Raw genomic sequence first — 25,989 nt, 5'->3', positions numbered from 1 at the left:
TCTTGAAGATTTTTGAGGTCTGAATGAGTCGCGGAATAAACTGGGATCTGTTAAACGACGAAAAACCGCTAAATAACATTACTAAAAGTTGGTCGTTCAGAAAGGTAGCCCTGCACCAATTGCAAGTAGTCAAGGGAGACTGAACTCCATTCAACGCTACTCTACTTATTAAGAGAAACAGATTTTCTGAAATACGACCTGAATAACCGATTTAAGCGCTCACTAGCTTATCTTGGTTTATATCGTTGAGTAGATAGCGCCAAATTAATCAATCAGCAAAATTATTCACTAATGGTAGAAGGCATTCCAATCGTTCAGTTTGCACAGCATTGAATTTATATACCATCACTTTGCCAATACATGCTGTCATTTTTAATATCCTGTTTTTATAATCCAGAGCATTCAAAATTTAGTATTGACTAACAATTGTCACTTGAAATTGAAAGGCGAGCAACATAAAGTACCCGCTTAAGTAATAACACTTAATATCGCTATTTTTAGTATCAGGCTTTTAACATCATTGGATTATCAAATGGAAAAGGTTGCCATTCTTGTTGACGTGCAGAATGTTTATTACACATGCAGGCAAATCCATAAACGAAACTTTGATTATAATAAGTTTTGGTCTGAAGCAACTCATGGAAGGAAAGTCGTAAAAGCCGTGGCCTATGCCATCGACCGTGGCGATAGAAAACAGTATCAATTTCAAAATATCTTAAGATCTATCGGTTTTGAGGTGAAACTAAAACCCTTCACTCAACGGTCCGATGGTTCCGCCAAAGGTGATTGGGATGTGGGGATAACGATAGATGCGATGGAATATTCAAGCTTAGTAGACACTATAGTTTTAGTTTCAGGTGATGGTGACTTTGATATTCTTGTGCATAAGCTCAGATTAGATAGAGACAAAAAGGTTGAAGTATATGGCGTACCAGAGTTGACCGCTGCCACATTATTCAACGCGGCAAGTAAATTTATTCCAATTGATAACAAGCTTTTACTTTAACAACCATCTATCTAAGTATACGGCTCTTTTATAGGCTAATATACATCTATAGGACGACAACACAAGCTCCATAGCCAAACATCAGCAAGGAGCTTAGTACTAACTTGAAAATTTAATGCGGACGCTGATACTTCTCTATACACTTTTACCAGCAGTAGTGATTCAAATACCTATGAGACCCTATTTAATGACTTAGGGTGGCAGCCTCTCTACAGTTTAACCTCAGGATATACCGCTGCACTTCTGATTATTAAAGATTTCTCAAATGCACAAGTCAGTATAACTACTATTTACCAGCGTCATGACAACACCCGAGACATTGATAGAATAAAATCGATGGAATCGACCAGATATGTAGATGTTCTCCCCCAATTTAAAAAGCTCAGGCTTTTCGAGCTAGTAAGCCATAAAACCTAATTGACTTACAATGAGAGTTTTAAAAGAACCTATCAGTCAATTTTGTACTTACTTAAACCTTTCTATCTATCCAATAATCAACCCAAGGTCTGGGTGCTTATATATTTTTCCATTTTGACAACTACTTATTTAACTCACAAATATCCATAACATATTGATATTTATACTAATTATAAGAACTCATAAAAAGCTTGACCCTTCAAAACAACAACCGATCAATCAAGTGCTATGTTTTTAAAGATAACCTCTAAGTGTCAGGGTAGAGGAGAGTCGATAATGACTATGAGAATCCTATCTATCGATGGAGGGGGTATCAGGGGAATACTGCCTGGCGAGATACTGGTATCTCTTGAGGAAAAACTAAAAAAAGAATCAAAAAATCCAGATGCCAGGATCGGCGACTATTTTGATCTCATTGCCGGCACAAGTACAGGTGCCATACTCGGTGCTGCATATATCTGTCCTAACAAGAAAGGAAAACCTAAATTTTCAGCTCGAGAAGTAGCCAATATCTATTTTGAAGAGGGAGATGATATATTTGAAGTCAGACCCTTGCAAAAATTTAAACTATTGCGGGTATTTCAAGATGAAAAATACTCCGCACATGAACTAGAGAGAGTTCTGAAATATTACTTCAAAAAAATAAAACTGAGCGAGCTATTAAAGCCAACTTGTTTTGTTTCCTATGACATTAAAAGTCGCAAACAAATAATTTTCAGGCAACATTGCGCAAAAACGGGAAGTGAGGATTTCCTGGTAAGAGATCTACTGCGTGGAAGTTCCGCTGCACCAACATATTTTGAAGCAGCACGTATCCGCCCACAACTACCATTTAAGACAAAATATGTCCTAGTGGATGGCGGTATGGTCGCCAACGATCCAGCCTTATGTGCTTACTCCGAAGCAATAAAGTTTAGTGGGGTGGGAGGGATTGAAGATATGGTAATTGTTTCTCTCGGAACAGGTAAAAAACTTAGAGAATACTATTATCAAGAGGTAAAAGATTACGGGATTTTGGGATGGTCAAGACCTGTAGTTGACATTGCACTTAATGGTAACTCACAAATGACTGACTATCATCTGGAAAAAATCGCCTCCACCGTAAAAGGTAGACAATATTATAGAATTGAACCTCTGCTGTTCGACGCAGAAACAGAAATGGACAGTGCCACCCCAGAAAACTTAAACAACCTAAAAGAAGCTGGAAAAAAGAATGCTGATGAATTTGACTCTGTATTAGAAGAGATAGCTGAGATACTAGTTACACCTAATAAGCCTCACGAATATATACCATATCACAAGTGATGGTCTAAACAAGCTACTTTAAATGTTATATTTATACTAAATATTTATCTTTTGATTTTTGCTAGATAATCGTAGATTAATAAGGCATCCTATTTAATATAAAACTTACAAAATCATCTAACAAAGATAACCAATAATCCTTGATCGTTAAATATTAGCCTTACCTTTCGTGAGCTTGAAAACAATCACTGTCAAAGTTATCGCTGGAGTTGTAATCATAATTAAAAGGTATGAACAAGATTCATCAGCAAAATTTCAAACTAGAGCGTTTAAAACTGCTGGAAAAATATACAATTAAGAGTAAAATATAACCTTAATATGAATAGCCAATATACTTTATATTGAAACCCCTTTCAGATCTATTGAGAATGTTCTGACGAAAGATACCTTTTTTCCTCTTATAATGAAGATATACGAAAACCTAAAGATCAGCTTTATAAACTAGTGAAGATTAACGAGGTAAATCCTGAATTGGAGAGACACTATCTTCGAATAAAACATGTCGGCGTCGAAATGTTTTGCCCTTAAGGTATTCCGGATTACTGATTCTGTCCATTCGAAAATGACGGAAGTCTTTGCGTGCGGGATCCCAAGCTACCAAATACCATAGAGGTGGCAAAATCAGCATCGCCTGTGGCTCAACAACCCTACTGGTTACAGATCCCTTTGCATCACGGTATTGGAAGCTTAGTTGTAACCGCTGGAGAAAAGCTGTCTCGAAAGTGGGGAGCAACGCGGGCTCCATTTCCTGAATATTTGATACGTCTACGTGTGGTGAAAGCTTACCGATATATAAGCATTCTAAAAACCGGCGTAAATCACGTACTTTGTCCGGTGGTAAAGCCTTCTCTATTTTGGCAAGCCCAGTATCTGCAAGCCCCGAAAAAGGTAAATTCCCGGCCGCACGCATTGATGCAACGCTGATAAGGAGTGCAAAAACCTCGGCAACCGAGAGGCGCGCTGTGGTTTGGACCGAGTGCGGGTCTAATTGCAAGCCGCCCCCAGGACCAGGGTCAGAATGGATAACAAAGCCCTCATCGCGCAGTGCGCTAATATCACGCAACACTGTACGCCTGGATACACCGACCTCTTCTGCTAAGTCAGCAATCGTAGAAGTACCATTTCGGCGAAGGCTGCGCACGATGGCGTCTTGTCGAAGGCGAACACTCATTTCGTAAGGATATCATTAAATGGTGACATTATTTGGCACCATTTGATTTTAGCCTATGTCTGTTCTTTTCAGCAAAGGAGTTCTGAAATTGCAACGCACATCCGTAGCCCCAAGTCGAAGAAAAGGGGCTGTCCGGCACATAAGGCATTGTTGAGCCTCAAAAAAGGAGAAATACATTGTTTAATCTAACCGAATTCCCCAAACCCACTCTTATTCCAGTCAACGGCGTTGAGTTAGAAGTCTTTGAAGCAGGTCAACAGAATACGGGAAAACCAATTGTGCTTTGTCACGGCTGGCCAGAGCATGCCTATTCTTGGCGCCACCAGCTGCCTGTACTTGCCGCAGCCGGCTACCACGTTATCGTTCCAAACCAGCGTGGTTATGGCAATTCATCCCGTCCTGCCGATATAACTGACTATGGCATTGAAAACTTGTCGGGTGACCTCGTCGCGCTTCTTGATCACTACGGATACAAAGATGCCACGTTTATCGGCCATGATTGGGGCGCAATGGTGGTTTGGGGGCTTGCGCTATTACATCCAAACCGGGTCAACAAAGTTATAAATATGGCCCTACCCTACCAGGCTCGCACGGAAAAGCCGTGGGTCGAGTTTATGGAAGAATTTCTAGGAAGCGACTACTACATTGTTCACTTTAACCGACAGCCAGGCATCGCGGACACTGTGTTAGATGCAAATACTTCACAATTCCTTCGCAATATATTCCGCAAGAACGTACCTCCAGCACCACCAGAGCCTGGAATGATGATGATCAATCTCGCCAAAGCAGAGGCGCCACTTGGCGAGCCCTTAATGAGTGATAGCGAACTGGCTGTTTTTGTTTCCGCATTTGAGAAAACAGGGTTCATGAGCAGTATTAATTGGTATAGAAACCTTGACCGAAATTGGCAGATCTTGGCAGATGTAGAGCCAACCATCCAAAAGCCAGCACTTATGATTTACGGCGATCGAGACTTGATCCCTAAGGCTCCAAACTTAAAAGAGTTCGTTCCCAATGTTGATATAGTCAGTCTCAACTGCGGCCACTGGATTCAACAGGAAAAACCGGAAGAAACAAATCAGATCATTCTAAAGTGGTTAGAAAAACAGGATGCCACTTAGCGTAAAAGGCTATTCGATATAAAAATTATCTATGAAAGCATCTGGGTAGTTTACGGGTACACTAAAACCCACTATTTCTCGTTACTCAGATACTTTTCTCGTACTTGATTAATCATACCACCAGCCTCTAGCACTTCGATTTCATCTGCTGACAAGTCACTGCGTAGACTAATACTCTCACCGGATGACTTAATCAAAAGCTTTACAGAATTGTTTGATTTCAGTTGTGCTATTGGCTTGTCAATCTCAAGGATTGAATCCTGCTCCAGTCGGTCGTAATCATCGAAGCTCTCAAAAAGTAGTGGCAGAACACCAAAGTTAATGAGATTACGGCGATGGATACGAGCCATGCTTTTTGCAATTATGCACCTTACCCCAAGAAATCGTGATGATACCGCTGCATGTTCACGGCTGGAGCCTTGCCCATAATTTTCACCACCAACAACAAAACAGTCACCATTCAATTTTATCGCCCGCTGGTAAAAGTTTTCATCAATACGGGAAAATGTATAGCGACTAATGGCGGGGATATTTGAGCGTAAAGGTAAAATCTCCGCTCCAGCAGGCAGTATTTCATCTGTCGAAACGTTGTCACCCGCTTTCAGTAATAGCGGACCCGTTAAGGTGTTTGGAAGCTTTTCAAAGTTTGGCAACGGTTTGATATTCGGACCTTTAATCAGCTCAACGGCTACAGGGATTTCTTGGGGTGGCTGAAGTAAAGGTCTTATATCTGGCAGATATTCCGGCTCACTAAAGCTGGGATAGTCCATGTCCAGATCACGAGGATCGGTGATCACGCCCTTCAGTGCACTGGCAGTGGCGGTTTCAGGGCTGCATAAATAGACTTGGTCATCTGCTGTGCCGGATCGACCGGGGAAATTACGTGGCACAGTACGTAGGCTGATACGGCCAGTGGCCGGAGCCTGCCCCATACCAATACAACCGCCACAACCTGTTTGGTGCAAGCGCGCGCCCACTTCAAGTAGTTTTGTGAGATCGCCACTCCGGCTAAGCTCCTCTAGCAATTGGCGCGAGGTTGGGTTGATATCAAAAGAGACATCGTCGGCTAATCGACGACCTGCGACGATACGCGCTGGTATGGCGAAATCCCTCAGCCCAGGGTTAGCAGAAGAGCCAATATAGCTCTGGTAAATAGGGCGACCAGCCACTTCACGTACGGTTACCACTTTGTCTGGACTGGATGGGCAGGCGATCAGCGGCTCAAGATCAGATAAATTAATGGTGTCCTCTTCGTCATAGCTTGCACCCTCATCGGCTTTCATTTCTACATAATCGCTTTCCCGATGCTGTTGCTTGAGGAAGGCCTTCACAGCGTGATCGGCAGGAAAGACACTGGCCGTGGTACCCATCTCCTGCCCCATATTGGCGATTACATGGCGGTCCATAGCAGTAAGATTGGCGAGGCCTGGGCCGTGGTACTCGACAATCTTATTCACACACCCCTTGACCGTTTGCCGGCGCAACATTTCAAGGATGATGTCCTTGGCACTGACCCAGGGAGGCAGTTCACCCTCAAGCTTTACGCCGAGCACCTTCGGCATTTTCAGCGCGAAGGGAACGCCAGCTATAGCCATGGCCACCTGTAGACCACCAGCACCAATGGCCAGCATACCCATAGAGCCGGCTGCACAGGTATGGCTATCGGCGCCAAGTAACGTCTTTCCGGGAATATCAAAGCAAGCCATATGTACCGGGTGGCTTACACCGTTTCCAGGACGTGAAAACCAAAGTCCAAACTTGCGACAGGCGCTTTGCAGGAACAGGTGATCATCCGCATTTTTGAAGTCCGTCTGTAGAAGGTTGTGGTCTACATACTGGGCGGAAAGCTCAGTTTTGATTTGTGATAAACCAAGCGCCTCTAGCTCTAACATCACCAGAGTGCCAGTACCATCCTGAGCCAGCGTCTGGTCAATCTTTATCTCTATTGGGCTGCCGGGTTCCAATGAACCGCTCACGAGATGACTCTTAATCAGTTTCTGTGCGAGGTTCATAGCCATAGTGGGTACCCTTGAGCAAATTTCCTTAATCTGAGAAGCTCCACTTTCGGCGCCTCTTAAACCTGATTCATTGTAGTCCGGGTCAAGATAGTTACTATGTGTGTCTAAATGCCCTTCTGTATTGGCATGATTAATTAAGCGCCGGCCGACAAACTAAGGTCTTGGACAATTCGAAAACACGCTAGCCTCAATATGCCATTAAAAATGGCCTTCTCTTTTTCCTTTTAACAAACCAGTGATCAAACCCAACAAAACTCACGTCCTGTACTTATGTGAATTTTCTTTAAAATTAACTTATTCATTTTATGAATACAGTCGTACTACTCAATATGTATTTTTTAATACCAGAAACTTATTTTTACATGCATTAATCACCCCCTCATATTTAAAGTATTAACCATTGAGCCTAGTGCTATCTTTCTACAATTGCACTCAATGAATGAATCCAGGGAGAGTTTACAGTGGCGATCCGAATCCTATCTATTGATGGAGGGGGAATAAGAGGCATACTGCCCGGTGAAATATTGGTCTCTCTTGAACATAAGCTAAAAGTGCAATCAGGCAACCCCGACGCCAGAATAGGAGATTTTTTTGACCTCATTGCAGGAACAAGCACTGGCGCCGTATTAGGCGCGGCCTATATTTTCCCTAATGAAGAGGGAAGACCAAAATTTTCAGCCCAGGAAGCCGTTAATATTTATTTTAAAGAAGGAGACAAGGTATTTAATGGTGGAATCTGGCCTTACCTGGACAAGCTGAGACTACTCAAGGAAGAAAAATACTCTACACATGAACTAGAAAAGATATTGAAGAAATATTTTGGAAAAACAAAGCTTAGTGAACTATTAAAACCCACCTGTTTTATTTCCTATGACATTAAAAAGCGCGAGCAAGTTATCTTTAGGCAACACTGCGCATTAGTGAGAAATGAAGACTTTCTAGTTAGAGATTTACTACGAGGCAGCACCGCCGCGCCAACCTACTTTGAACCCGCACGTATTTACTCACTATCACCAATTAACAAAAAATATATCCTGGTAGACGGTGGTATGGTTGCCAGTGACCCCGCTTTATGTGCTTACTCAGAAGCCATTAAGTTTAGCGGTGTGAGTGGGATCAAGGATATGATTATTGTGTCTCTTGGTACTGGTAAGCAGCTAACAAGTTACAAATACAAAGAAACGAAAAATTGGGGCATTTTCAACTGGGCAAGACCAGCTATAGATATTGCATTAAGTGGCGGAGCTCAAATGACCCATTATTACCTAAAACAAATTTCATCAACCGTAGAAAACACAAAGTACTACCGAATTCAGCCAGATCTCTATGATGCGAATTCTGCATTAGATGATGCATCTCCCAAAAACTTGAAAAAACTGAAGAAGTCTGGTGAAAGAAATGCAAAGTACTATGATAAGTTATTAGATGACATTGCTCGGACACTGACAAATACACAAGATAACCATCAATATGTGCAAAGATACTGATACCTATCAACACTAAATTAGCTATATTAATAATTAATCATTCAAGCATCTCGTCAAACAGAGACCATACATTAAAAACTTTCTACAGAGTTTACCCATACTCAAATCATATCTATTCTTGAGCTTTCATACGCTATTTTTAATTGAATAATACAGAAACAATCGGCAGCAACACTAAGCTTGTCAAGCTCATATGATTCTTTGTTCAGGCCTCACATAAAACAATGTTTATTAACTTTTCTACTCGATCTCCGGTATTACTCTCTCCATATTCAATATGCCTTTCACAGCATAGAACCCTAAAGCCAGCTTCAATTAATTGAGTCCGAATATCGCTTTCATCAAAAAGCTGAAACCCAAACGATGTAAATGACAAATTCTGCATAAAGGACTTATCACCAAAAGCTAAACAAAACTTTCCTTCAGGCACCAATACTCTGCGTATTTCAGACAAATGCGTTTTGATAGATTCCCAAAAGTAGATGGTGTGGATAGTAATCGCCTTCTCGAATTGACTGTCAGCAAACGGTAACTTCTCCGAGGTTCCAACTTTAAAGTCCATCTGTCCCGATTCAATATGTTTAGAGTTGAGAGTTTTCGCGCTCGCAACCATTTCACTAGACCAATCAATTCCCGTATAGCGAATGCTGGAACCTTTTCGAAGTACATCGACTGCAAATTTACCATTGCCAGGCCCAATCTCAAGAATATGGTCATGATCCACCACATGAAGTAATTCTAGTGCAGCCAGGTTCGTTGCTTTATTAGCCTTATTCATCTGCAGTGCAGTATCTGAAGCTAAGGCGCCAGATGGCTTCCTTAGTTGTTCGGCGACTAGTTGAGGATCTTTAGACATTGTATCTCCATTTAGTATTCATCATAAAATGTATATTAATATCCAAAATATATTATTTATGATACTTGCAAATTGACATTCATTCAGAGATTAAAAATAGTCCTCTCGAGGTGATTTTGCCTTAGTGTTTAGCCGCCACAAAGAATTTACTATCTTTTATTGCTTAGCTTATAAAGCTCATCATTAAATTTATCTAAATACACCAAAAACAACCAAATACTTTTATAGAAAGCCCTAGAGTGCAAAATAGATTACCCTAAGCAACTTCAACATATAACGTTAAGCGGGATCATCAGGAAATTTTAAATGTCGATTAAAATAAAGACTAAAGGTATTACTCCTGCATACGCCATAGCTCAGCAAAAGTACGTACATATACAACTATGTAGCTGTGGGTAGATAGTAGCTAATGCTCATCCGGATTCTCAAAAACCAGCCCCTATCAATTAAACTACTAGATACCGGCATAATCCTTAAAGAGAATCTAGCATGCTAAATGGCGCTATGCTTGTCTGGTTTATTTTCGCGGCTATAAGTGTGGTTTTTGTCGTTTGGGATTCTATCACCAACGCGCCGACCAGCTGGGTACAGCGCATGGCGTGGATACTGGTTGTTGTATATACAGGTGTTGTTGGGTTGATTCTGTATTTACTGACTTGCCGGCGCCCCTTTCCCGGTGGCCACGATGCATTTACGCGCGCCACTTGGAAACAGAGTGTCAATAGTGAGATGCACTGCCTGGCCGGTGATGCCACCGGTATTGTTATTGCCGCATCCATTGTACCCTTCTTTGGACTCACCAATGGCTGGGATGCCACCATTGAGTATATTGCTGGCTTCATTTGCGGGCTGTTCATTTTTCAGGCGTTGATGATGCTGGGTATGTACCAGGGCAACTATTTGAAAGCGGTGCGCAAGACATTTTTTGCTGAAACGGTTTCTATGAATATGGTAATGGGGGGAATGATTCCTACCATGGTGATACTGGCTTCACTGTGGCCAGAATCGGAAGATCCCACCAATGCCACATTTTGGTTTCGAATGAGCCTTGCAAGCATTGTCGGTGGCTTTATCGCTTATCCCATCAACTACTGGCTGGTAAAAAACCACCTAAAACACGGATGCATGACCCTACCAGGACTGGATGGTCCTGCGCCCTGTCTAGGGTTCTGTTCACCGGAAACTAATCCTGATATCAAGAATAGCCAGCCAATCCCCTCATCCACCCATGATTCACAATCTGAACATGAGGGGCATACCATGACAATGCAAACATTGCCTTTTATTGCATCCAGTTTTTGGGTAGTGGGAACTTTTCTGTTTCTCTTATTTGCGATACTAGTGACTAATCAGTTTGTGCCGTTGAAGTTTTGACTGTTTATTTAATAATCAGTCTCGAAAAGATCAGCAAGTAAGATTGAATTATCCTCTGATTCGAGGATTTATGGTAGGATTCGGTTCATTCATCAGTGTCCTCTGGAAGCTAAGAACCGTTCGCTTTAAGCAATAAGGCTCATTTCCCTGACCTGATTTTAAGTATATATTGCCTTGTAAAGGCTTATCATTGTACTTAATTGCGGCTCGCCTTAAATGCTATTTATAGCATTTCAAGCTTGCCTGTAGCAGCGAAATAAATTCTAAAACCTATGGGTTTTCCTCTGCTGATTAAAGGAATACAGCAAATCTATGAATAGCCGTTTACTTAACCTTGATGCACTGCGGGGGCTTGCAGCAATTCTTGTTGTTTGGCAACACAGTAGTGAAGTTTTTATTCGTAATTCCAGTATCGCCCAACATGGCACCGAGCTGGCTGAGTTTGTGAACCAACTAGATTTTGGCCGAATAGGAGTAATCTGTTTCTTTTTAATTTCGGGCTTTGTTATTCCTTTTAGCCTCTCTAGTACTCAAAGCTCTTTAAAGAACTTTGCCATTCGCCGTTTCTTCCGTCTGTATCCAGCCTACTGGACATCGCTATTTATGGCACTTGGCCTAACTTGGCTTATCAGCGACTGGATGTATCCTGCAGCCACTATTGCCGCAAACACAACCATGCTACAGGGGTTAATGGGGTTTGATAATGTGCAAGGGCTTTACTGGACCTTGACAGTTGAATTAATTTTTTACTGCTTATGTGCGTTGATTTTTGCCAAACGACAACTTGCTAACCCTCTGGTCCTACTACTCTTCTGTTGGGGTGGGTTATCCCTATTTATAGGTTGGCAATTATTGGAACAATTACCCATTAAGCTGCCAGAGATGGCTCCCAGCATTACTTATATTCCTTTCTGTATCGCTGTTATGTTCTGCGGAACCTTAATCCGACATTGTTATGTGCGTAAGACAAACTACTGGTATGCCATTCTCGCAGTAGCAGCCACCTTCTCTATTCCGCTGATGGTTTTGTTTCTTTATTTCCTCGGTAAACCGGTCACTGAAGACCCTCTGCGCTTTGCCCTACCGCATCTCATTGCTTTGGCTATTTTCTTTGTAGTTCTGCTAGTCCCCTTTAGGCCATGGCGCAGTCTGGTAGCATTGGGAACCATCAGTTATTCCGTTTATCTATTCCACCCCATTGTGATGCGTGGGCTGAATTGGACCATACAGCAGTCATGGGCACAGTCATTTTCTGCTTATTCTGTAGAGGTCTATATGTTGGCCACGACTCTTGTGAGTATTGCCCTGGGTACTTTGGTGTACAAGCTGATTGAGAAGCCGGCTATCAATATGGGTCGCCACTTAAGCAGAAACACAGAAAATAAAGAGATGGCCATTGCCTAAGAGGAAGCTGCCGCCAGTTAGTGTTTTTAACTTGAGGGTATTGAGAAATGCCTGGATAAACGTTTTTTATCCAGGCATGTATGTATCAGAGCAGTGACCCAATAAAATTTACCTGCCACCACTCCCCATTAAGTGAACTTACTACTGTGCCCAGAGAAGGCTGGCAGCAATCGACCACATCATAATACCCACCAGTACATCCAGCACGCGCCAGGTTTTTGGGTTCTTAAACAGCGGCTGCATCATACTGCCACCAACCGATAGCAGCGCGAACCAAAGTACCGAAGCACTGCAGGCACCAATCACAAAGAATAAAGTACCTTCCCCTGCGTACTGGGCACCGACCGAGCCAATCAGGACAACCGTATCCACATAGGCATGGGGGTTTAACAGGGTAAGCGCCACAGCGGTAATCAGGGCAGAGCGCCTGGATTTAACCCACTCTTTCTTATCCTCTAGCCCCTTATTGGTAAAAGATGAACGAAACGCCATAGCACCATAGCCAATCAGGAAGGCCACGCCCAACCAGGTCAACCAGACCATCCAGTTTCCTTCTGCTTGGGCCAAGTGTGATACCAGGTAGACACCACTGGTGATCAGGACAATATCCATCAGAACACACAACGCAGCGATACTGTAGTGATACTGACGGCGAATACTCTGCGTCAATAGATAAGCATTCTGCGCGCCAATTGCCATGATCAAGCTGATAGTAGTGATAAAGCCCTTGGTCAGAGGGGCTAGCAGCAAACCCGAAATCACGTTGCCTCCTGTGGTCATTGGGGTCTGCCCGCGGTGTGCGGGTCGGAAAGTGGCGGGAGATTAAGAGGCGAGCTAGAATAAGTAAATTTAATTATATTGATACCTCATAAGAATATCTTATGTTAGATCTCAAACAGCTTCAGGCCTTTGCTTTCGTGGTAGAGGAGCAGAGTTTTGATAAGGCCGCCGCTTTGCTTCACGTCAGTCAATCTGCAGTATCCCAGCGAATCAAAGCGCTTGAGGGACAAGTCGGGCAGGCCTTACTCATCCGATCAACACCACTACGCCCTACTGAAGCCGGTCTTAAGGTGCTGGGTTATTTCCAACAGATGCACCTTTTGCAACACGAGCTGCTAGCAGACATAGACCCGGAGGGCAGCAAAACCCGTTATAGCAACCAAAATAAGGTGCGTATCGCTCTTAACTCGGACAGCCTGGATACTTGGTTCCTTAAAGCCGTGACCCCCATCATTCGTTCCCATCACCTACTTGTTGACTTGAAGGTCGATGACCAGGAAGCCACCTTAGAGTTGCTCAAGAACGGAGAAGTCATTGGCTGTATTAGCTCGGTAACCAGTAACCTACAGGGCTGCCAGTCCATTCTATTGGGACACATGGCTTACTACCCGGTATGCACTCCGGCTTTTAAGGCACACTACTTCTCGGACCCAGTCGATGTGGATGAATTTCGCTATGCCCCTGCAGTTGAATTCAACTATAAGGACCAGCTGCAAAGCCGATACTTAAAGCAGTTTTGGGGAATAGAGGCCGGCCAATACCCGTCTCACGAAATCCCCTCCTCTAAGGGATTCCTCAATTTTCTGACATTGGGCTTGGGCTGGGGAATGGCACCAGATATACAAGTGGAGGATTTGTTAAGACAAGAGAAACTGATCAAGCTGACTCCAGATCAGCATCTGAAAATCCCCTTGTACTGGCATGTTTGGAATTTGAAATCCAAGTTAATTAAAGAAATCACGCATACTTTGGCTGAGTATGCCCATAAAGCATTGCACCAGTAAGCAGCACTGGTGCAAATAAATACTTGACCTTAGCTACCCCTCATCTCACTACCTGTTTCAAAACATCGAAGTAGTTACTGGCCAGCTCAACATCATCGTAATAACCACGATCCTTTAGCAACTTATGCAACGCCCTGAGGTTATAAGTGGGCACTGCCATGAAGGCATGATGTTCACAATGGTAACTCAAGCCTTCAGTGGGACTGACAAACAGAAGCCCTAAAATACCCCTAGGCACCGAACGCGTATTGTATTTTGGTTCCAAGTGGTAAAGATCTTTGACCCCAGCGTGTTCGGCGATCTGACGCATCCGAATAATAGCCATATACACGGTAAGATAAGCCACAATCCACAATAGATATAACTGCGGGACACCAAAAGCCCACAATATGGCAAACATTACACTATTAACGAATAAACCTCGGGTTAACTGAAAATTCACTCGCTTTTTACGGCTTAGTAAGTCTCGCCCACTCAAAAATAAATATAAATTCGCTTTTAAACCAGTTAACCCCAAGAAATCTCTGGAAAACTTCCTAACCAAACTCTTTTTACTGACAGGATAATCCTTATAGTTTTGCAGGTCTGGATCTTGATCTGTACCGGCTTTACGGTGATGCATCATATGACTTTTTATATAGGTTTCTCCATCCATTAACAAAAACGGTGAAGACAACCACTTACAAACAAACTTGTTATAGGCTCGAGTTGCGAAAAGTGTTTTATGACCAGTTTCGTGCATAATGGCTGCCAGGGCCTGCTGCCGTCCAGCAAGTAAAAATACTGCAACAATATAAATTGCCCAGTGTGGCAATAACGCTGCTATGGTAAAAATTCCCATTATACCGAGCCAAGTACTGACCACTATCCACCAGGCCTTGGCATCACTGCGCTGTAGGAACGGCTTAACCTCTTCTTTACTAAGGGGGATATTCATTGCAAGTCACCATTTTGTGATTATGTGTCAACGCCTAACTTCTGCAATTGTTCCAACCAAATATTGCGACCTGTACGGTCATACTTACGTACAATACTTTTAAGTTCCTGGTATTTATTTTGTGGCCTGATTACTTTTGGTAGTAAAGGGTCAGTCGCTAAACGATGGATAGCCTCGCCACCCAAGCGGCATGTTTCAGATAACGAAGCTTTGGCAGGCTTTGATGCCAGGTTTGTAAGACTGCTCTCAAGAGCATCTATCAAGGCATCATACTCTCGATCTAAACGTTCAATATCCCACAAATCGTCTCCCCATTGATTAACCAGTGTGTCCGATACATCCTGCAAGACAAAGCAGTGCGCATTGGTTTCGAGACCTAGTGTAATCAGCATGTCGGTTATTTTTGCATGACTCAGTGTGAGATTATTGGGTCGCACCAGCAGGTGATCCAGACCTTCGGCAAATCCATACCACTCAAGTACCATTAATGATTTCTTACGAACTGCACGTGCAGCTCTTTTAGGTAAGTGGCAGGCTATCCACCTAAAATCCCAGTTATCGTATAGAAAGGTTTTGTTTTTCCAACGGTTTATAAAAGCGCGTTTGGACAGTGCTTTTTCTGTCAAACTGTAGATACCACGCCGATTTTGAGTGATCAGGCCGGTGCCCACCAATCTATTAAGTGTCACCCGTAAATTATTTGTGGAAACATCAAATGCATCAGATATAAAACCCAGCTGATTGGTTGCCAGTTCATGTCGCTTATTAACACCCATCAAATCCAATAGAATATTTTTGGGGGTAGGCTCATAGGTAAACTGATACATAGTGAATATTACGTCATTAGTCTTGAGATACCTTTTGTGTAATATTACAGAACCAGACCCAACACACAACACTTTGTAATTTTGATTTTAGAAAAAGTCATTTAAATCAACATAAACATTACCTGGAGATTACTACAGGTATTCAGATCGCACTCTCACTTATTGCCACCTAATAGCATTGCGATTAATAAAACACCCTAAACATACCCATAGGATGACACATTTCCCCACACCCTACTTAGACAAGCACTATACAAATCGCTTACCACTACTAAACTCCTTTAATTGTTGATCTAATGTACACAAAAAGAGGCCACCCATATAAACGACCAACCAAATAAAATATATTGACCAATAAATTAGCACCTCCAAAAATGGCAAGGTTAAAATTAACCTACAGAAGATCTGGAGCAACTTTCATTGAAAACCGACTGAAACTTTTACTGAGTGATCGCTATTAGTCCATATTTGTTTTAATCGCAGCTACAACTCACCTTGAGATTCCGGCCCAACAGCCTCAAGAGAAATCCGGGCTACTTAAAGTAAGTTTACTCTAGGGCACCATTCAATAAATATCATGCTGCTTCACTTTCCACTATTACAAAAAATCAAGCATCAAGATTAAAAAACGAAAAATAAATAAATTTTTCACTAATTAATTTACCTTCTCAACAGTCCATAAACCATCAATCATATTGCAATAAAATACATGTCACGCTTCACAGAATAACGGAAATGCCTCTCTATAATTCGCTCGATTTTATAAAAGTACAACGTGTAAAGTGGGTCTGATATGAATGATTCCTTCAAACTAATAACAGCTATCTGTTTATCCGCCCTCCTGGCTGCCTGTTCAGGTGGCGGGGGTGGTTCCGACAATGACAATAAAGGCACTCCTGAGGTTAGTGATGATGGAGGGATGAACCAAAATCCCAGTCCTGATCCCGACCCTGATCCCGACCCTGATCCCGATCCCGATCCCGACCCTGATCCCGATCCCGATCCCGGTCCCGGTCCCGGTCCCGGTCCCGGTGAAGATGGTTCCTTTGAACTCTCTTTGGAACAAAAACGTATCATGTTAGACACTCATAATGAGTACCGGGAGAGATGCGCGAAGGGTGAATCTGGAGAAGGTAACGGCCCAGAATCTGCCGGTAATATGCAGACCCTTTTTTGGGATGATGCTTTGGCAAAAATGGCCAAAGAAAGAGCATCAGCCTGCTATTTTGGTCACTTAAATGAGGCAACCGGTATTAGAGAGGCATTTGAAAAAGTTAAAGGTGAAGTATCTTTTGTATTGCCCGCTGGTAGTATTGAAATCGGAGAAAATGTTTCAATTAATATTTTTAATCCACCGGCATCGCAGTATGCTGCCGAGACCTGGGCCGGCTCAGTTAAATCTTGGTATGATGAAAGCTATGGGTATGACTGGGATAATGAATTCTGCCATGCAGAAACATGTGGCCATTGGGCCCAGGTATGCCATGGAGAAACCCGTTATGTTGGCTGTGCTGTAGCGGAATGCGATAGCATTATTGGTTCTAGTAACCCTGCCTATAACGATGGCGCACATGTGGTGGTATGTAATTACTTCCCCTCATTAGATAAGAGCCGACGTATTCCTTTCACCAACGGCTGGGGATATGAAACCTGTAGAACGTGCCAAAACTACGACCTTCCCTACTGTGTTGATAACATGTGTACTGGAGGGATAGCCAAAGATTGGAATGCCTCAGAAAAAAGAAACAAGAATGTAGATCAGTGTACCGATGGCTTGGGCAGAGATATAGTACCTTGTAGCTTTTACGATAATGAGGGTGTCCCACCGCAGGTAACAGGGTTCAAATATAAATACTCTGAAGGAAAAGTAATATTAACATGGAATGAAGCCATTAAAAATGGTGGCACACATCACTATAAGATATTCCGCGATGAGGAGTTTATAGGTAAAACTCGCCAGTTGACCTACAGTGACTCTGATTTAGGTCAGGAAAAAAACTATAGATATAAAATAATTGCTGTGGATCATGCTGATCAAAGAAGTCAGCCAGCATTTCTGGATATAGTTATTGATTAAGTTTACAAGTTACTAATATGGCATTTGATGCCTCAAGGGACTAAGAAGGTTATTAGGGTCTACCTACTTCAACTATCGTAGATAGAATAATGAGTGTAGGCAGGCCCTAGTAAGAGTCTCAAGTGTTGTTCTTCGTAATAAAAATTGCAGCCAATATAAATTGGCTCAATGCGTACCTTGATGATCCGATTTATTAACTCACCGATCTCTAACCGATAATAACTATTTTAGCTGTCATAGAGGACGCTTTTCCATAGTCAGAACTCCTTATAGCGGCTCTAAAGGATCTCTGAAGAATACGGTAGATTTTCCTTACCCGATGGGCAAGAGGGAGCTATATGGGCTTCCAGCCTATGCCATGGGAGAAGGTCATCCATTTGAGAAAGGAATTTTCCCAGCGGGTTTTAGGACGCTTCAAACGGTATCCTGCTTCGGCAAAGGTGACTTGATGCATGATCTATCATAGCCTTGACTGATAACCGAATACTATTAGATTTGATCCGAATTATTGAGGCCCCTTAGATAAGAAGGTAGCCTCCATGATAACTACCTCAATGTAGTTATCATGGCAGGGGTTTAGTGCCTACTAACACTTTAAGATAAGAGGATAAAATAAACTAAAGCACGTCATCTAAGTGCTGTAAGAAGGGTACTATTGTTTGATTCCTCACATCCTGACTCATATCTCGACCGATACTCGTATGATCCAAATTTACCCATCTCTGTGAATACCACCCTAGGTCAGTATCTTGAGCTGTATAAGCAAAAGAGTGAACCCCAGATAATTCAATGACCTCAGCCCCACCAGTCAACTGCCTAAGATATAAATCATCTTTGTAAGGAAATTGTGTATTGAGATCAGTGTAATAGCTTAAGTAACTAGAATTCATGGGGTTACGATGGAATGAAGAAGTTACTCCCAACTCATTTTGGGTCCATTTACAAACACCATCAAAACTGTGTACAACAGTTCGTATATTACGAAAATCGGGATCAGCTCGCATAGCTTTCGCCAATCTCATAACGAGACAACCACCACGAGAAGAACCCGCCAAGTAAATAGTCTCTAGATTGGAGGCATAAGCCTTTGACTTTAGCCAACTGAGGTATGCCTTTTCTATACGAGACTTCTCATTACCACTAATCATCTGGTTAAATTGTGTATCAAAAGCAATCGCCAAGAAGGTCTCATCTGTTGGAAAATGCTCTGAATCTAGCAACTGTCGAGCAAGTGAACGTCCATCTATACTGCGAGAGCAAGATCTCTTTAGTACACCACAGTCTTTTTTATAGCCAGCCTTCTGGCCTGTCACAGAACTTTCTGCACCATTTCCTGGTGGCTGTTGTCCTGCAGCAATAAATACTAAGTTTTTTACTTTATCGCGTGCTGGGTTTTGCACTCTAGCAATCTGAGTATGAAGCTGACGGCTATTACTAACGCCCTCTATCTCCCAGGCTCGATACTCAGATAGGGTGTCTTGTTTGAGGCACCAAAATTCCTGGCAATACCGAACCCGCTCCAAATTCACCGAAAAATCCGACTTTGGCTCGAAAGCTTGAGCCTGGGCAGAATTAAAAGCAATCGACAGCCAAAATAATTTTTTTATTATTTGAAATTTCATTATTCACCAATAGTGTACTTTAACAATCTAATGATCCATGGGGACCCAAACCTTATATAGCCCTAATTACTGCCTTTAGTAATGAAGTAGACCGCAATTGAAAACTATTCTACTCCAAACGAAAGAGCCATCCATGGCTCTCACTGAGGCAGTTACTACTCAACGGTTTCTGGATTATTTATATTCTCGGCATCAGATTTAGAAACATCAATATGCCGGAAAACTATTCTATCTACCTTAAATTTCTGTGAACGGCCTGACATCACCAGTTTATACGATTCGCCTGCTTTTAGCTTATAAACGGCGACACGTTTATTATCATGACCACCAGGATCAAATTTATTGCCAGATTCCCAGATGAATTTATTATGTTCTCCACCAAAGAACTTTGTATCTTTTTTTAATAGTTCCAGAGGAGCATCTTTACCATGACTATTCCCAGCATTAGGTCCCGCCTCATAATTTCCTTCAAGTCGAAAGTAAGCGTCATTTGCTAGGTCTGTACGAAACTCACCCTCATACACTAAGTTTTCTTTCGCAGCGTGCAGATGCAAATAGTACAAACCACTTCTTGTTATATTGAAAGTGTACTCCAAGGGAGATTTCGGTGGGCCGTTTAGTGGCGTATTACCATTAAACTCAAGATAACTGCTCCCTGTATGGCCGCCAATATCATTTTTCTTGATCCATTCACCTAGATTTGAGTAGGTATTTTCAGCCTCCATAATTACCAGGCCGTTTTGTTCCGTGTAGTCACCTTCAGGTTGATCTGGGTTTAACTTATCAAAATTCCACCTCGGGCCAATATGGCCACACCCTTCTTTACCTATATCCACACGACCTGGACAGTAATCCTCATCGCCGGCATCATTTGCCGGGCCGTTGCCGCACTGAATATCATTGTATTTGGGACGGCCAGCCGATCCTGGGCCCGGGCCAATTAGGTCACAAGCTTCTTTAACCGTTATTGTTCCATGGTCGGTCGAAACCATAATATCGGCAATATTGTGGTCAAAAGTTGACTCACAAAAACATTGATCTCCAATAGAATAACTATCCATCCAATTAGTTTGAGGTTCGAGTAAAACATCATCAGGGTTAATTGGTAGAACTTTTACAATATCTGGGTGAACATTGCTATTTATACCTTCCGCTTTGATGACTACTGCCCAGTCCTGATTAGCTTCTGTTGGGGCAGCGCCAATACTATGAGTACCTATTCCGTCAAGTTGATTACCCGTTGTCAACTGGCCGCTTCTTGGATTGAACCAGTAAACCTTATAGGTATCCTCATTTGGAATCTCTATATTCGTTGTGCCACCTTCACGCAAGTAAACTAGATAAACATTGCCGCTATCTGAAAGCACCCAATCGTTATTGGTTGAAGTTACTTCATTATCCACATTCAAACTGTGTAGATTAACTTCAAGTTGATTTGGCAAAATATCGTTAAAGAATTTAACAAAGTGGCCAGTTTGCTCCCAATGGTTGTCAAACTCCCTTAAGTTTTCTACCGCTAAGTCATACGCGTGGCCGGAATTAGGATTTTTTAAATACCACTCAAATCCTGCACCACCTCCCATAACACTGCCCCACATCCAGTTGACCCTCTGAACTTGGGTAACCTCAGAATGGGGCACAGGCGCTTGCCCACCGGAAGCTTCAGTGAAAGTAACATACCAAAGATGGTTATTATTCTGGGATTCAGTCAGCCACTTTCTACTCATCTGATAAGGGGCATTGCGATGGTTCGCATCGCTAGGAATATTATCAATTTGAATACTCGGTCCATCAAAATTACTATTTCCCAACAATGGCCGATAGTGCTGATCCCATTGGCCACCATACGTATGAAGCAGGGTGGGATGATCGTAGGGGTCTACATCCTTTAAATATTTAGCGATTGCCTTGTGTTGCTCTTGGCTAAGAGTGCTCTCCTCACCCATATTCCATTGTAGCGCCGGGTGATGTCCAAAGCGGGAAATCATCTCCCGGTAATATAGTTTACGTTCGAGCCCTAAATTACCGTTATTCAGAACTTTATTATTCTCTGTTTCCTGCGTCATAAAGTGAATCAGCATGCCTTTACTGGTCATGTGATCCATTACGACTTCCCACTGGTCTAATTTGCTGACATCAAAAGCCCGATGGTTACCATCATATACCGTCCAAGGATGGGCATCGCAACCATCACCACTCTCGGTGTTTGCCATGATATAAATTGCGTTGACATTTTTTTCAGCTATATAATTCACTAAACCAATAAGGCTTTTTCCTTTACCATCTTTCCAGGTAGGGTCTCCATTATTCCAATCACCAAGGTGGGGCTCAAAACTATGTAATATGCCTTTGCAGGAATTTACGTTATAGTGTTTTTCTGTATTATCAAAGCCTGAATAACCAAAAATATTTTCAGGGCTATCCATTCCACCTTCTATATATACCGACTTATCCCCCAGATGCTGCAAGTAGCGGGTTCCTTTTTTATGTACCAGTAATCCCTTACTCCTCATATCAAGCTCAGGTGCTGTGGATTGTAATACTGGGAAATAACCACTTTCACCATCAAATGAAATAGCATTACCTGCATTTGTATCTAGATCAACCGCAACCTGGCTCCCTTGTCTCATAGATATATCGAAGAACCATTTACCTGAAGTTGGCGGTGAAAAGTAGGCACGCCACTTAGTTCCTTCAGTTGCACCTGTATTTGCTGAATTGCCATCAGCGGCGAAATGTCCAGGCACTGTGTAAGACAAGTCACCTTGTGTAAATATCACGTTATATCGATAATCGGTAAACGTAGCATCATCATTTTCTGATGCATACAAATCATCACAAGTGATCGTTATACGGTGCCACTTTTCCAGCGTACCGGAAACAGTACAATGTTCACTATGGCCGATATCATCCGGGTCAACTGGACCCGGAGGATCTGTTGGGTCTGGGTCTGGATCTGTAGGATCGGTTCCATCATTCTGCTTTACAGTAAATGTAATTGAGGCACTGGTTCCGGCAGTGCCTGCCCCATCATCCAGAGAATAAGGTGTTGCGGTAAGGGTGTAAGTTCCAACTGCGGGGGTCCAATGATTAAAATCACCCTGATCATCACCAAATAGAGCATATGGCGAGACATTTTCAGTCATATTGTGCGTCTGAGCCCCTGCCAACTCAAATATTACACTCTCTGCCTGATCACTATTTGCCCTAATATTTAACTGGCTTCCAACCTGGCTTAGATATATCTCTGCACCATCGGTAAGTGAAAAAATATCCGAGTTGCCCTGTGAATTGACCAGAGTGAAAGACGATATTGCTAATCCATTCCCAGGGTCCGTTATATCAGAACCTGTCGAAGGAGGCGGGCTCTCATTATCAGATTCCCCAGATGACGAGTCGCCACCACAACCAGCCAATGTGGCGGTAATCAGAAGTGCCAAAGGCAAGCTACTGTTATTCATTTCCAGTTTTCTCTACTTTAGAAGTAAACAATTATTTACTAATTACAGGATTTAATGGGCATATAGAAATTGGCTACAGCATGCAGCACTGGCCAGATACTAAATCGCTCAGATACATACCTACCGTGAATTCAGTCACATGCAATCAGGACTAGTTCCACAGCTTATAGATTGGCGAAAAAAACTATTTTTTTTCATTTTTCTCAAACAAGAAGGTTTTGATCCACCTTCACTTTAATAGCATTAGAATTACCCTTATCAAATCCTTAAGCTAACCAACAAACCGACAAAAAGATTCCGAATAGAACCAAAAGAACCATTGGCCCCAACAAAATAAAATAGTGAGAAAAAGATGAACAGTGCTAAGAAATTATTCGACGGAGCGGGAAACCTGGACGATGCTATACCTCACTCAAAATATACACCTACGAGAAAATTATCTATTACGATAGAAGAGATTACTTAACCCGACAATTTATAGCTTCAGATCATATTAAAAGCTTTCGCGCGATATTACGATAGCGCTTTTATTTTCACTCCTGATATATATTAAACCATTTTTAATTTATATCTCCGCGGACTAGACAAATTGGAACACCAACTACTCCGCAAGGAGCAGCTAAAATTGGAAGCGTTACCGCCAGCGTAGTAAAAATTATACTTTGTAAGTACTGGAGGAATTTAATCTCACCAAACCCAAATCGTCAGTCAAAAAAACTGGTTCAAAATCACACTTTAAGTGTTAAACTCATACTATAATGGCGTTGCTTTATACATTAACTTAAGAAATTCACTAAAATAATTTATTTGTCATTTGGCGACCAATTTCATAGATTATTAGCAGTACAAAAAAAATCAGTATGACTACCAATAACCAGGAACTTTATGCTTCTGAGCCAACAGGCTTGGCAACTTCCACTTATCGTCACGTACTATACTGGCAACACCTAGGGTTTCCAAAAGATAAGTTAAAGAATATATATGGTGATCATTACTCTCAGTTTCAAAACCTACAACATCGTGTACCAGTAAGGCTGACTGGACAAGCACTTCAAGAGGTATCCGACTACTTCAGTGATAACACCATAGCGTTTCGTACTGGTCTAGATGTGTCAATTTCCAGCATTCAAGCATTTGCTCATGTCCTAATGGCTTGCCCTACTGTCAGACATCTTGTTAGCCTCGGTACGCAATTCCAACAACTGGGCACGCAAGGCTATCAAGGGTTATTCAGTGAGGGGGATGAACGCTCCAGCTTTGATATTTTAATTCCTAGCTTTTCGCCTCTCACTACACAACAAGTTGAATTGAATATTGGAGTCATCTTTAAGCTAATTTCAGATATTGTTGTCGATTATGAAAGCTGCCATCCGGTTATTCACTTTGCTCATCATAATTCCGAATTAATGAATAATGCCTCCTCCTTAATTAATATTCCCATTGAGTTTGGACATCAAAAAAATTGCATTAGCTTTGATAACTCCATTCTTGATAAACAACTATGTAGCCCAGGAAAATCCTCCCTTGACTTTAATAAGCTAACTGCAAAGAAGCAGCTCCAGAAGATGAAGTCAGATGAATCATTACCCAATCGATGTAAAGATATTATCAAAGATTATTTATCAGAGGGTGCAGCCAACCTGGATTTCTTGGCAGACATACTGCAAATTAATAAGCGTTCCTTACAGATTCGCCTAAATGCACAAAATACATCTTTTAGACGTTTATTGGATTTAGCCCGGAGAGAAAAACTGAATTCACTGGATATCCAGTCCATGGACAAGTTACAAGTCGCAAAAGAATTAGGGTTCTCAACAATTATAGCGTACGAAGAATCGTACAAACGCTGGAAAAACATTTGAGCAAGCCTGTCAAATAAAAAAATAAATAAAAGAAAAAATCAACACACTACCAACCAAGATAATCTTATTTAAACTCTAACTGTTAATTCTACAGCCCACGAAAATACTGCCAGCGAGCATATAGATGTCATTCGATCTATATTGCTCGCCCCCAGAAATTCAACCATCTATTCTCCGACAACTCCTATGGAACTTTTCAGATCATGCTTTCACAACTGAAATTTTAAGAGTGGGCCTGGGACTAATCTTCTATTTTTGAAACTCTGGAGAACGTCAGTATCTTCATAAGTCGAATCAAACAAAAATAAGCCATCTAGAAGCAATAAAAATCAGGAATTTTTAAACCACTAATGATTGCCATCAATAAAGCAAATCAATCACCCCAAAATCTAAAGGCTCACATTTAACAAAATTAGTGGCGATGTATCTCCCCCACTAAACACCGATCTATATCTCCTGGAGCACTTTCTAATTGCTTCAATTGCTTTTGGCTCTCCAGCAGAAGATTATTGTTAGCCTGATATTTAGGCTTAAAACCCATAAGCCGCTGGTAAGCAGCACGATAAATATTCTTCGCTTCAGCACTCATCAGAAAATCTGTAATCGTGCTACTAAACAACAAGCGATGATTGTAAAACGTCCCTTCAAGTTGAGCCCTCTGAAGTAAACTAGATGGCTCTGAAGAAATATTTCTAGCTCGATAATTTGCAGGAACATCTATTTTACAAACATTTTCCACATGCGGTTTCGACTCAAATTTATATCTACAATCAGACTTAAAACTCTGCTTCAGCCTTTCTATATTCTTCCCAAAATCCGGATCTGATTGGCCATATATAACTCTAGAGACCTCAAGAAAAATCATCATACCTCCACACATCATACAGGGCTCCAGAGTGCTGTAGATCGTAGTATCATTCAGGTAATTAGTCTCTTTCCCTCTACATTTACTGCCGATACATTGCTGCATTAATCGCACTTCAGCATGTTGGGTTTTATCTCGACACAAACCAACTGCATTGCGCTGTACTCCTATAATTTTTTCCTGCACATTGTCATACAGGACTGCCGCAATATTGTAGCCGCGCTTCTGTTTTTCTTTTGGCTCCACCCAATCAAGGTAAGCTACCGAGTAAGCAAGCAGCATGAGTATCTCGTCTTTCTCCTGCTGAACAACTGAGCTGGGCGGCAACTCAGCCTGAGCACCCATAGCAATAATCCAAAAATATAACCAGCAAATAAAACGCAACATAAAATGTC

18 protein-coding genes are annotated in these 25,989 nt (G+C 42.0%); 9 read left to right on the top strand and 9 right to left on the bottom strand.

Annotation, left to right across the window (positions count from 1 at the left end; all coding sequences use genetic code 11):
* The first annotated feature begins 532 nt into the window (after window positions 1-532).
* Together ACJJIB_RS06550 and ACJJIB_RS06545 are read left to right on the top strand one after the other, a co-directional pair.
* Window positions 533-1,006: an NYN domain-containing protein gene (locus tag ACJJIB_RS06550; protein WP_444888275.1), complete on the top strand. Its 474-nt coding sequence runs from the start codon at window positions 533-535 to the stop codon at window positions 1,004-1,006.
* A gap of 693 nt (window positions 1,007-1,699) precedes the next feature.
* Window positions 1,700-2,728 (top strand): patatin-like phospholipase family protein, encoded by a 1,029-nt coding sequence (locus ACJJIB_RS06545; protein ID WP_444888274.1) that lies wholly within the window; start codon window positions 1,700-1,702, stop codon window positions 2,726-2,728.
* Window positions 2,729-3,179: 451 nt separating this feature from the next.
* On the opposite strand, the gene ACJJIB_RS06540 is transcribed toward ACJJIB_RS06545, so the two are convergent.
* The gene (locus ACJJIB_RS06540) at window positions 3,180-3,899 is read right to left on the bottom strand and encodes a helix-turn-helix transcriptional regulator (protein ID WP_444888273.1); all 720 of its coding nucleotides are present in this window, start codon (window positions 3,897-3,899) and stop codon (window positions 3,180-3,182) included.
* 176 nt (window positions 3,900-4,075) lie between these two features.
* Between ACJJIB_RS06540 and ACJJIB_RS06535 the strand changes: the two genes are divergently transcribed.
* Window positions 4,076-5,020 carry an alpha/beta fold hydrolase gene (locus tag ACJJIB_RS06535; RefSeq protein ID WP_444888272.1) on the top strand — a complete coding sequence of 315 codons (945 nt, stop codon included), beginning with the start codon at window positions 4,076-4,078 and terminating at the stop codon, window positions 5,018-5,020.
* 71 nt (window positions 5,021-5,091) lie between these two features.
* On the opposite strand, the gene ACJJIB_RS06530 is transcribed toward ACJJIB_RS06535, so the two are convergent.
* Window positions 5,092-6,996 carry an aconitate hydratase gene (locus ACJJIB_RS06530; protein WP_444888271.1) on the bottom strand — a complete coding sequence of 635 codons (1,905 nt, stop codon included), beginning with the start codon at window positions 6,994-6,996 and terminating at the stop codon, window positions 5,092-5,094.
* Between the two features lie 503 nt (window positions 6,997-7,499).
* Here ACJJIB_RS06530 and ACJJIB_RS06525 point away from each other — a divergent pair.
* A complete protein-coding gene (locus ACJJIB_RS06525; protein WP_444885792.1) occupies window positions 7,500-8,525 on the top strand; it encodes a patatin-like phospholipase family protein in 1,026 nt (341 codons plus the stop codon).
* 205 nt (window positions 8,526-8,730) lie between these two features.
* On the opposite strand, the gene ACJJIB_RS06520 is transcribed toward ACJJIB_RS06525, so the two are convergent.
* Window positions 8,731-9,381, bottom strand: coding sequence for a class I SAM-dependent methyltransferase (locus tag ACJJIB_RS06520; protein ID WP_444888270.1), 651 nt, complete (start codon window positions 9,379-9,381; stop codon window positions 8,731-8,733).
* A gap of 489 nt (window positions 9,382-9,870) precedes the next feature.
* On the opposite strand from ACJJIB_RS06520, the gene ACJJIB_RS06515 reads away from it, so the two are divergent.
* Complete coding sequence (locus ACJJIB_RS06515; RefSeq protein WP_444888269.1) at window positions 9,871-10,755, top strand: DUF4396 domain-containing protein; 885 nt, start codon at window positions 9,871-9,873, stop codon at window positions 10,753-10,755.
* Between the two features lie 312 nt (window positions 10,756-11,067).
* The gene (locus ACJJIB_RS06510; protein WP_444888268.1) at window positions 11,068-12,159 is read left to right on the top strand and encodes an acyltransferase family protein; all 1,092 of its coding nucleotides are present in this window, start codon (window positions 11,068-11,070) and stop codon (window positions 12,157-12,159) included.
* Between the two features lie 141 nt (window positions 12,160-12,300).
* Here ACJJIB_RS06510 and ACJJIB_RS06505 read toward each other — a convergent pair whose 3' ends face one another.
* The gene (locus tag ACJJIB_RS06505; protein WP_444888267.1) at window positions 12,301-12,939 is read right to left on the bottom strand and encodes a LysE/ArgO family amino acid transporter; all 639 of its coding nucleotides are present in this window, start codon (window positions 12,937-12,939) and stop codon (window positions 12,301-12,303) included.
* A 101-nt stretch (window positions 12,940-13,040) separates the two neighbouring features.
* Here ACJJIB_RS06505 and ACJJIB_RS06500 point away from each other — a divergent pair, with 101 nt between their 5' ends.
* Window positions 13,041-13,943, top strand: coding sequence for a LysR family transcriptional regulator ArgP (locus ACJJIB_RS06500; RefSeq protein ID WP_444885796.1), 903 nt, complete (start codon window positions 13,041-13,043; stop codon window positions 13,941-13,943).
* 40 nt (window positions 13,944-13,983) lie between these two features.
* Here ACJJIB_RS06500 and ACJJIB_RS06495 read toward each other — a convergent pair whose 3' ends face one another.
* On the bottom strand, window positions 13,984-14,784 hold the full coding sequence (locus ACJJIB_RS06495; RefSeq protein WP_444888266.1) for a fatty acid desaturase family protein: 801 nt from the start codon (window positions 14,782-14,784) through the stop codon (window positions 13,984-13,986).
* Window positions 14,785-14,900: 116 nt separating this feature from the next.
* Window positions 14,901-15,707 carry a hypothetical protein gene (locus ACJJIB_RS06490; protein ID WP_444888265.1) on the bottom strand — a complete coding sequence of 269 codons (807 nt, stop codon included), beginning with the start codon at window positions 15,705-15,707 and terminating at the stop codon, window positions 14,901-14,903.
* A gap of 793 nt (window positions 15,708-16,500) precedes the next feature.
* On the opposite strand from ACJJIB_RS06490, the gene ACJJIB_RS06485 reads away from it, so the two are divergent.
* A complete protein-coding gene (locus ACJJIB_RS06485; RefSeq protein WP_444888264.1) occupies window positions 16,501-17,784 on the top strand; it encodes a CAP domain-containing protein in 1,284 nt (427 codons plus the stop codon).
* A 617-nt stretch (window positions 17,785-18,401) separates the two neighbouring features.
* Here ACJJIB_RS06485 and ACJJIB_RS06480 read toward each other — a convergent pair.
* Together ACJJIB_RS06480 and ACJJIB_RS06475 are read right to left on the bottom strand one after the other, a co-directional pair.
* Window positions 18,402-19,406 carry an alpha/beta hydrolase family protein gene (locus ACJJIB_RS06480; RefSeq protein ID WP_444888263.1) on the bottom strand — a complete coding sequence of 335 codons (1,005 nt, stop codon included), beginning with the start codon at window positions 19,404-19,406 and terminating at the stop codon, window positions 18,402-18,404.
* 155 nt (window positions 19,407-19,561) lie between these two features.
* Entirely contained in the window at window positions 19,562-22,867 is a 3,306-nt protein-coding gene (locus tag ACJJIB_RS06475) for a DUF5060 domain-containing protein (RefSeq protein ID WP_444888262.1), read from the bottom strand.
* Between the two features lie 860 nt (window positions 22,868-23,727).
* Between ACJJIB_RS06475 and ACJJIB_RS06470 the strand changes: the two genes are divergently transcribed.
* Window positions 23,728-24,729: an AraC family transcriptional regulator ligand-binding domain-containing protein gene (locus ACJJIB_RS06470; protein ID WP_444888261.1), complete on the top strand. Its 1,002-nt coding sequence runs from the start codon at window positions 23,728-23,730 to the stop codon at window positions 24,727-24,729.
* Window positions 24,730-25,141: 412 nt separating this feature from the next.
* On the opposite strand, the gene ACJJIB_RS06465 is transcribed toward ACJJIB_RS06470, so the two are convergent.
* Entirely contained in the window at window positions 25,142-25,981 is an 840-nt protein-coding gene (locus ACJJIB_RS06465) for a nucleoside deaminase (RefSeq protein WP_444888260.1), read from the bottom strand.
* Window positions 25,982-25,989: the final 8 nt, after the last annotated feature.

This window comes from Microbulbifer mixtoriginis (SeqCode) (assembly GCF_052467705.1).
Note: the sequence above shows the minus strand (reverse complement) of the source record. Positions and strands in the feature narration are given on the sequence as shown.

Bases quoted from the DNA above. Each gene is read 5' to 3' on its own strand.
- ACJJIB_RS06550 (WP_444888275.1), top strand. From the start codon at position 533: ATGGAAAAGGTTGCCATTCTTGTTGACGTGCAGAATGTTTATTACACA.
- ACJJIB_RS06545 (WP_444888274.1), top strand. From the start codon at position 1,700: ATGACTATGAGAATCCTATCTATCGATGGAGGGGGTATCAGGGGAATA.
- ACJJIB_RS06540 (WP_444888273.1), bottom strand. From the start codon at position 3,899: ATGAGTGTTCGCCTTCGACAAGACGCCATCGTGCGCAGCCTTCGCCGA.
- ACJJIB_RS06520 (WP_444888270.1), bottom strand. From the start codon at position 9,381: ATGTCTAAAGATCCTCAACTAGTCGCCGAACAACTAAGGAAGCCATCT.
- ACJJIB_RS06515 (WP_444888269.1), top strand. From the start codon at position 9,871: ATGCTAAATGGCGCTATGCTTGTCTGGTTTATTTTCGCGGCTATAAGT.
- ACJJIB_RS06510 (WP_444888268.1), top strand. From the start codon at position 11,068: ATGAATAGCCGTTTACTTAACCTTGATGCACTGCGGGGGCTTGCAGCA.
- ACJJIB_RS06505 (WP_444888267.1), bottom strand. From the start codon at position 12,939: ATGACCACAGGAGGCAACGTGATTTCGGGTTTGCTGCTAGCCCCTCTG.
- ACJJIB_RS06500 (WP_444885796.1), top strand. From the start codon at position 13,041: ATGTTAGATCTCAAACAGCTTCAGGCCTTTGCTTTCGTGGTAGAGGAG.
- ACJJIB_RS06495 (WP_444888266.1), bottom strand. From the start codon at position 14,784: ATGGGAATTTTTACCATAGCAGCGTTATTGCCACACTGGGCAATTTAT.
- ACJJIB_RS06490 (WP_444888265.1), bottom strand. From the start codon at position 15,707: ATGTATCAGTTTACCTATGAGCCTACCCCCAAAAATATTCTATTGGAT.
- ACJJIB_RS06485 (WP_444888264.1), top strand. From the start codon at position 16,501: ATGAATGATTCCTTCAAACTAATAACAGCTATCTGTTTATCCGCCCTC.
- ACJJIB_RS06480 (WP_444888263.1), bottom strand. From the start codon at position 19,406: ATGAAATTTCAAATAATAAAAAAATTATTTTGGCTGTCGATTGCTTTT.
- ACJJIB_RS06475 (WP_444888262.1), bottom strand. From the start codon at position 22,867: ATGAATAACAGTAGCTTGCCTTTGGCACTTCTGATTACCGCCACATTG.
- ACJJIB_RS06470 (WP_444888261.1), top strand. From the start codon at position 23,728: ATGACTACCAATAACCAGGAACTTTATGCTTCTGAGCCAACAGGCTTG.
- ACJJIB_RS06465 (WP_444888260.1), bottom strand. From the start codon at position 25,981: ATGTTGCGTTTTATTTGCTGGTTATATTTTTGGATTATTGCTATGGGT.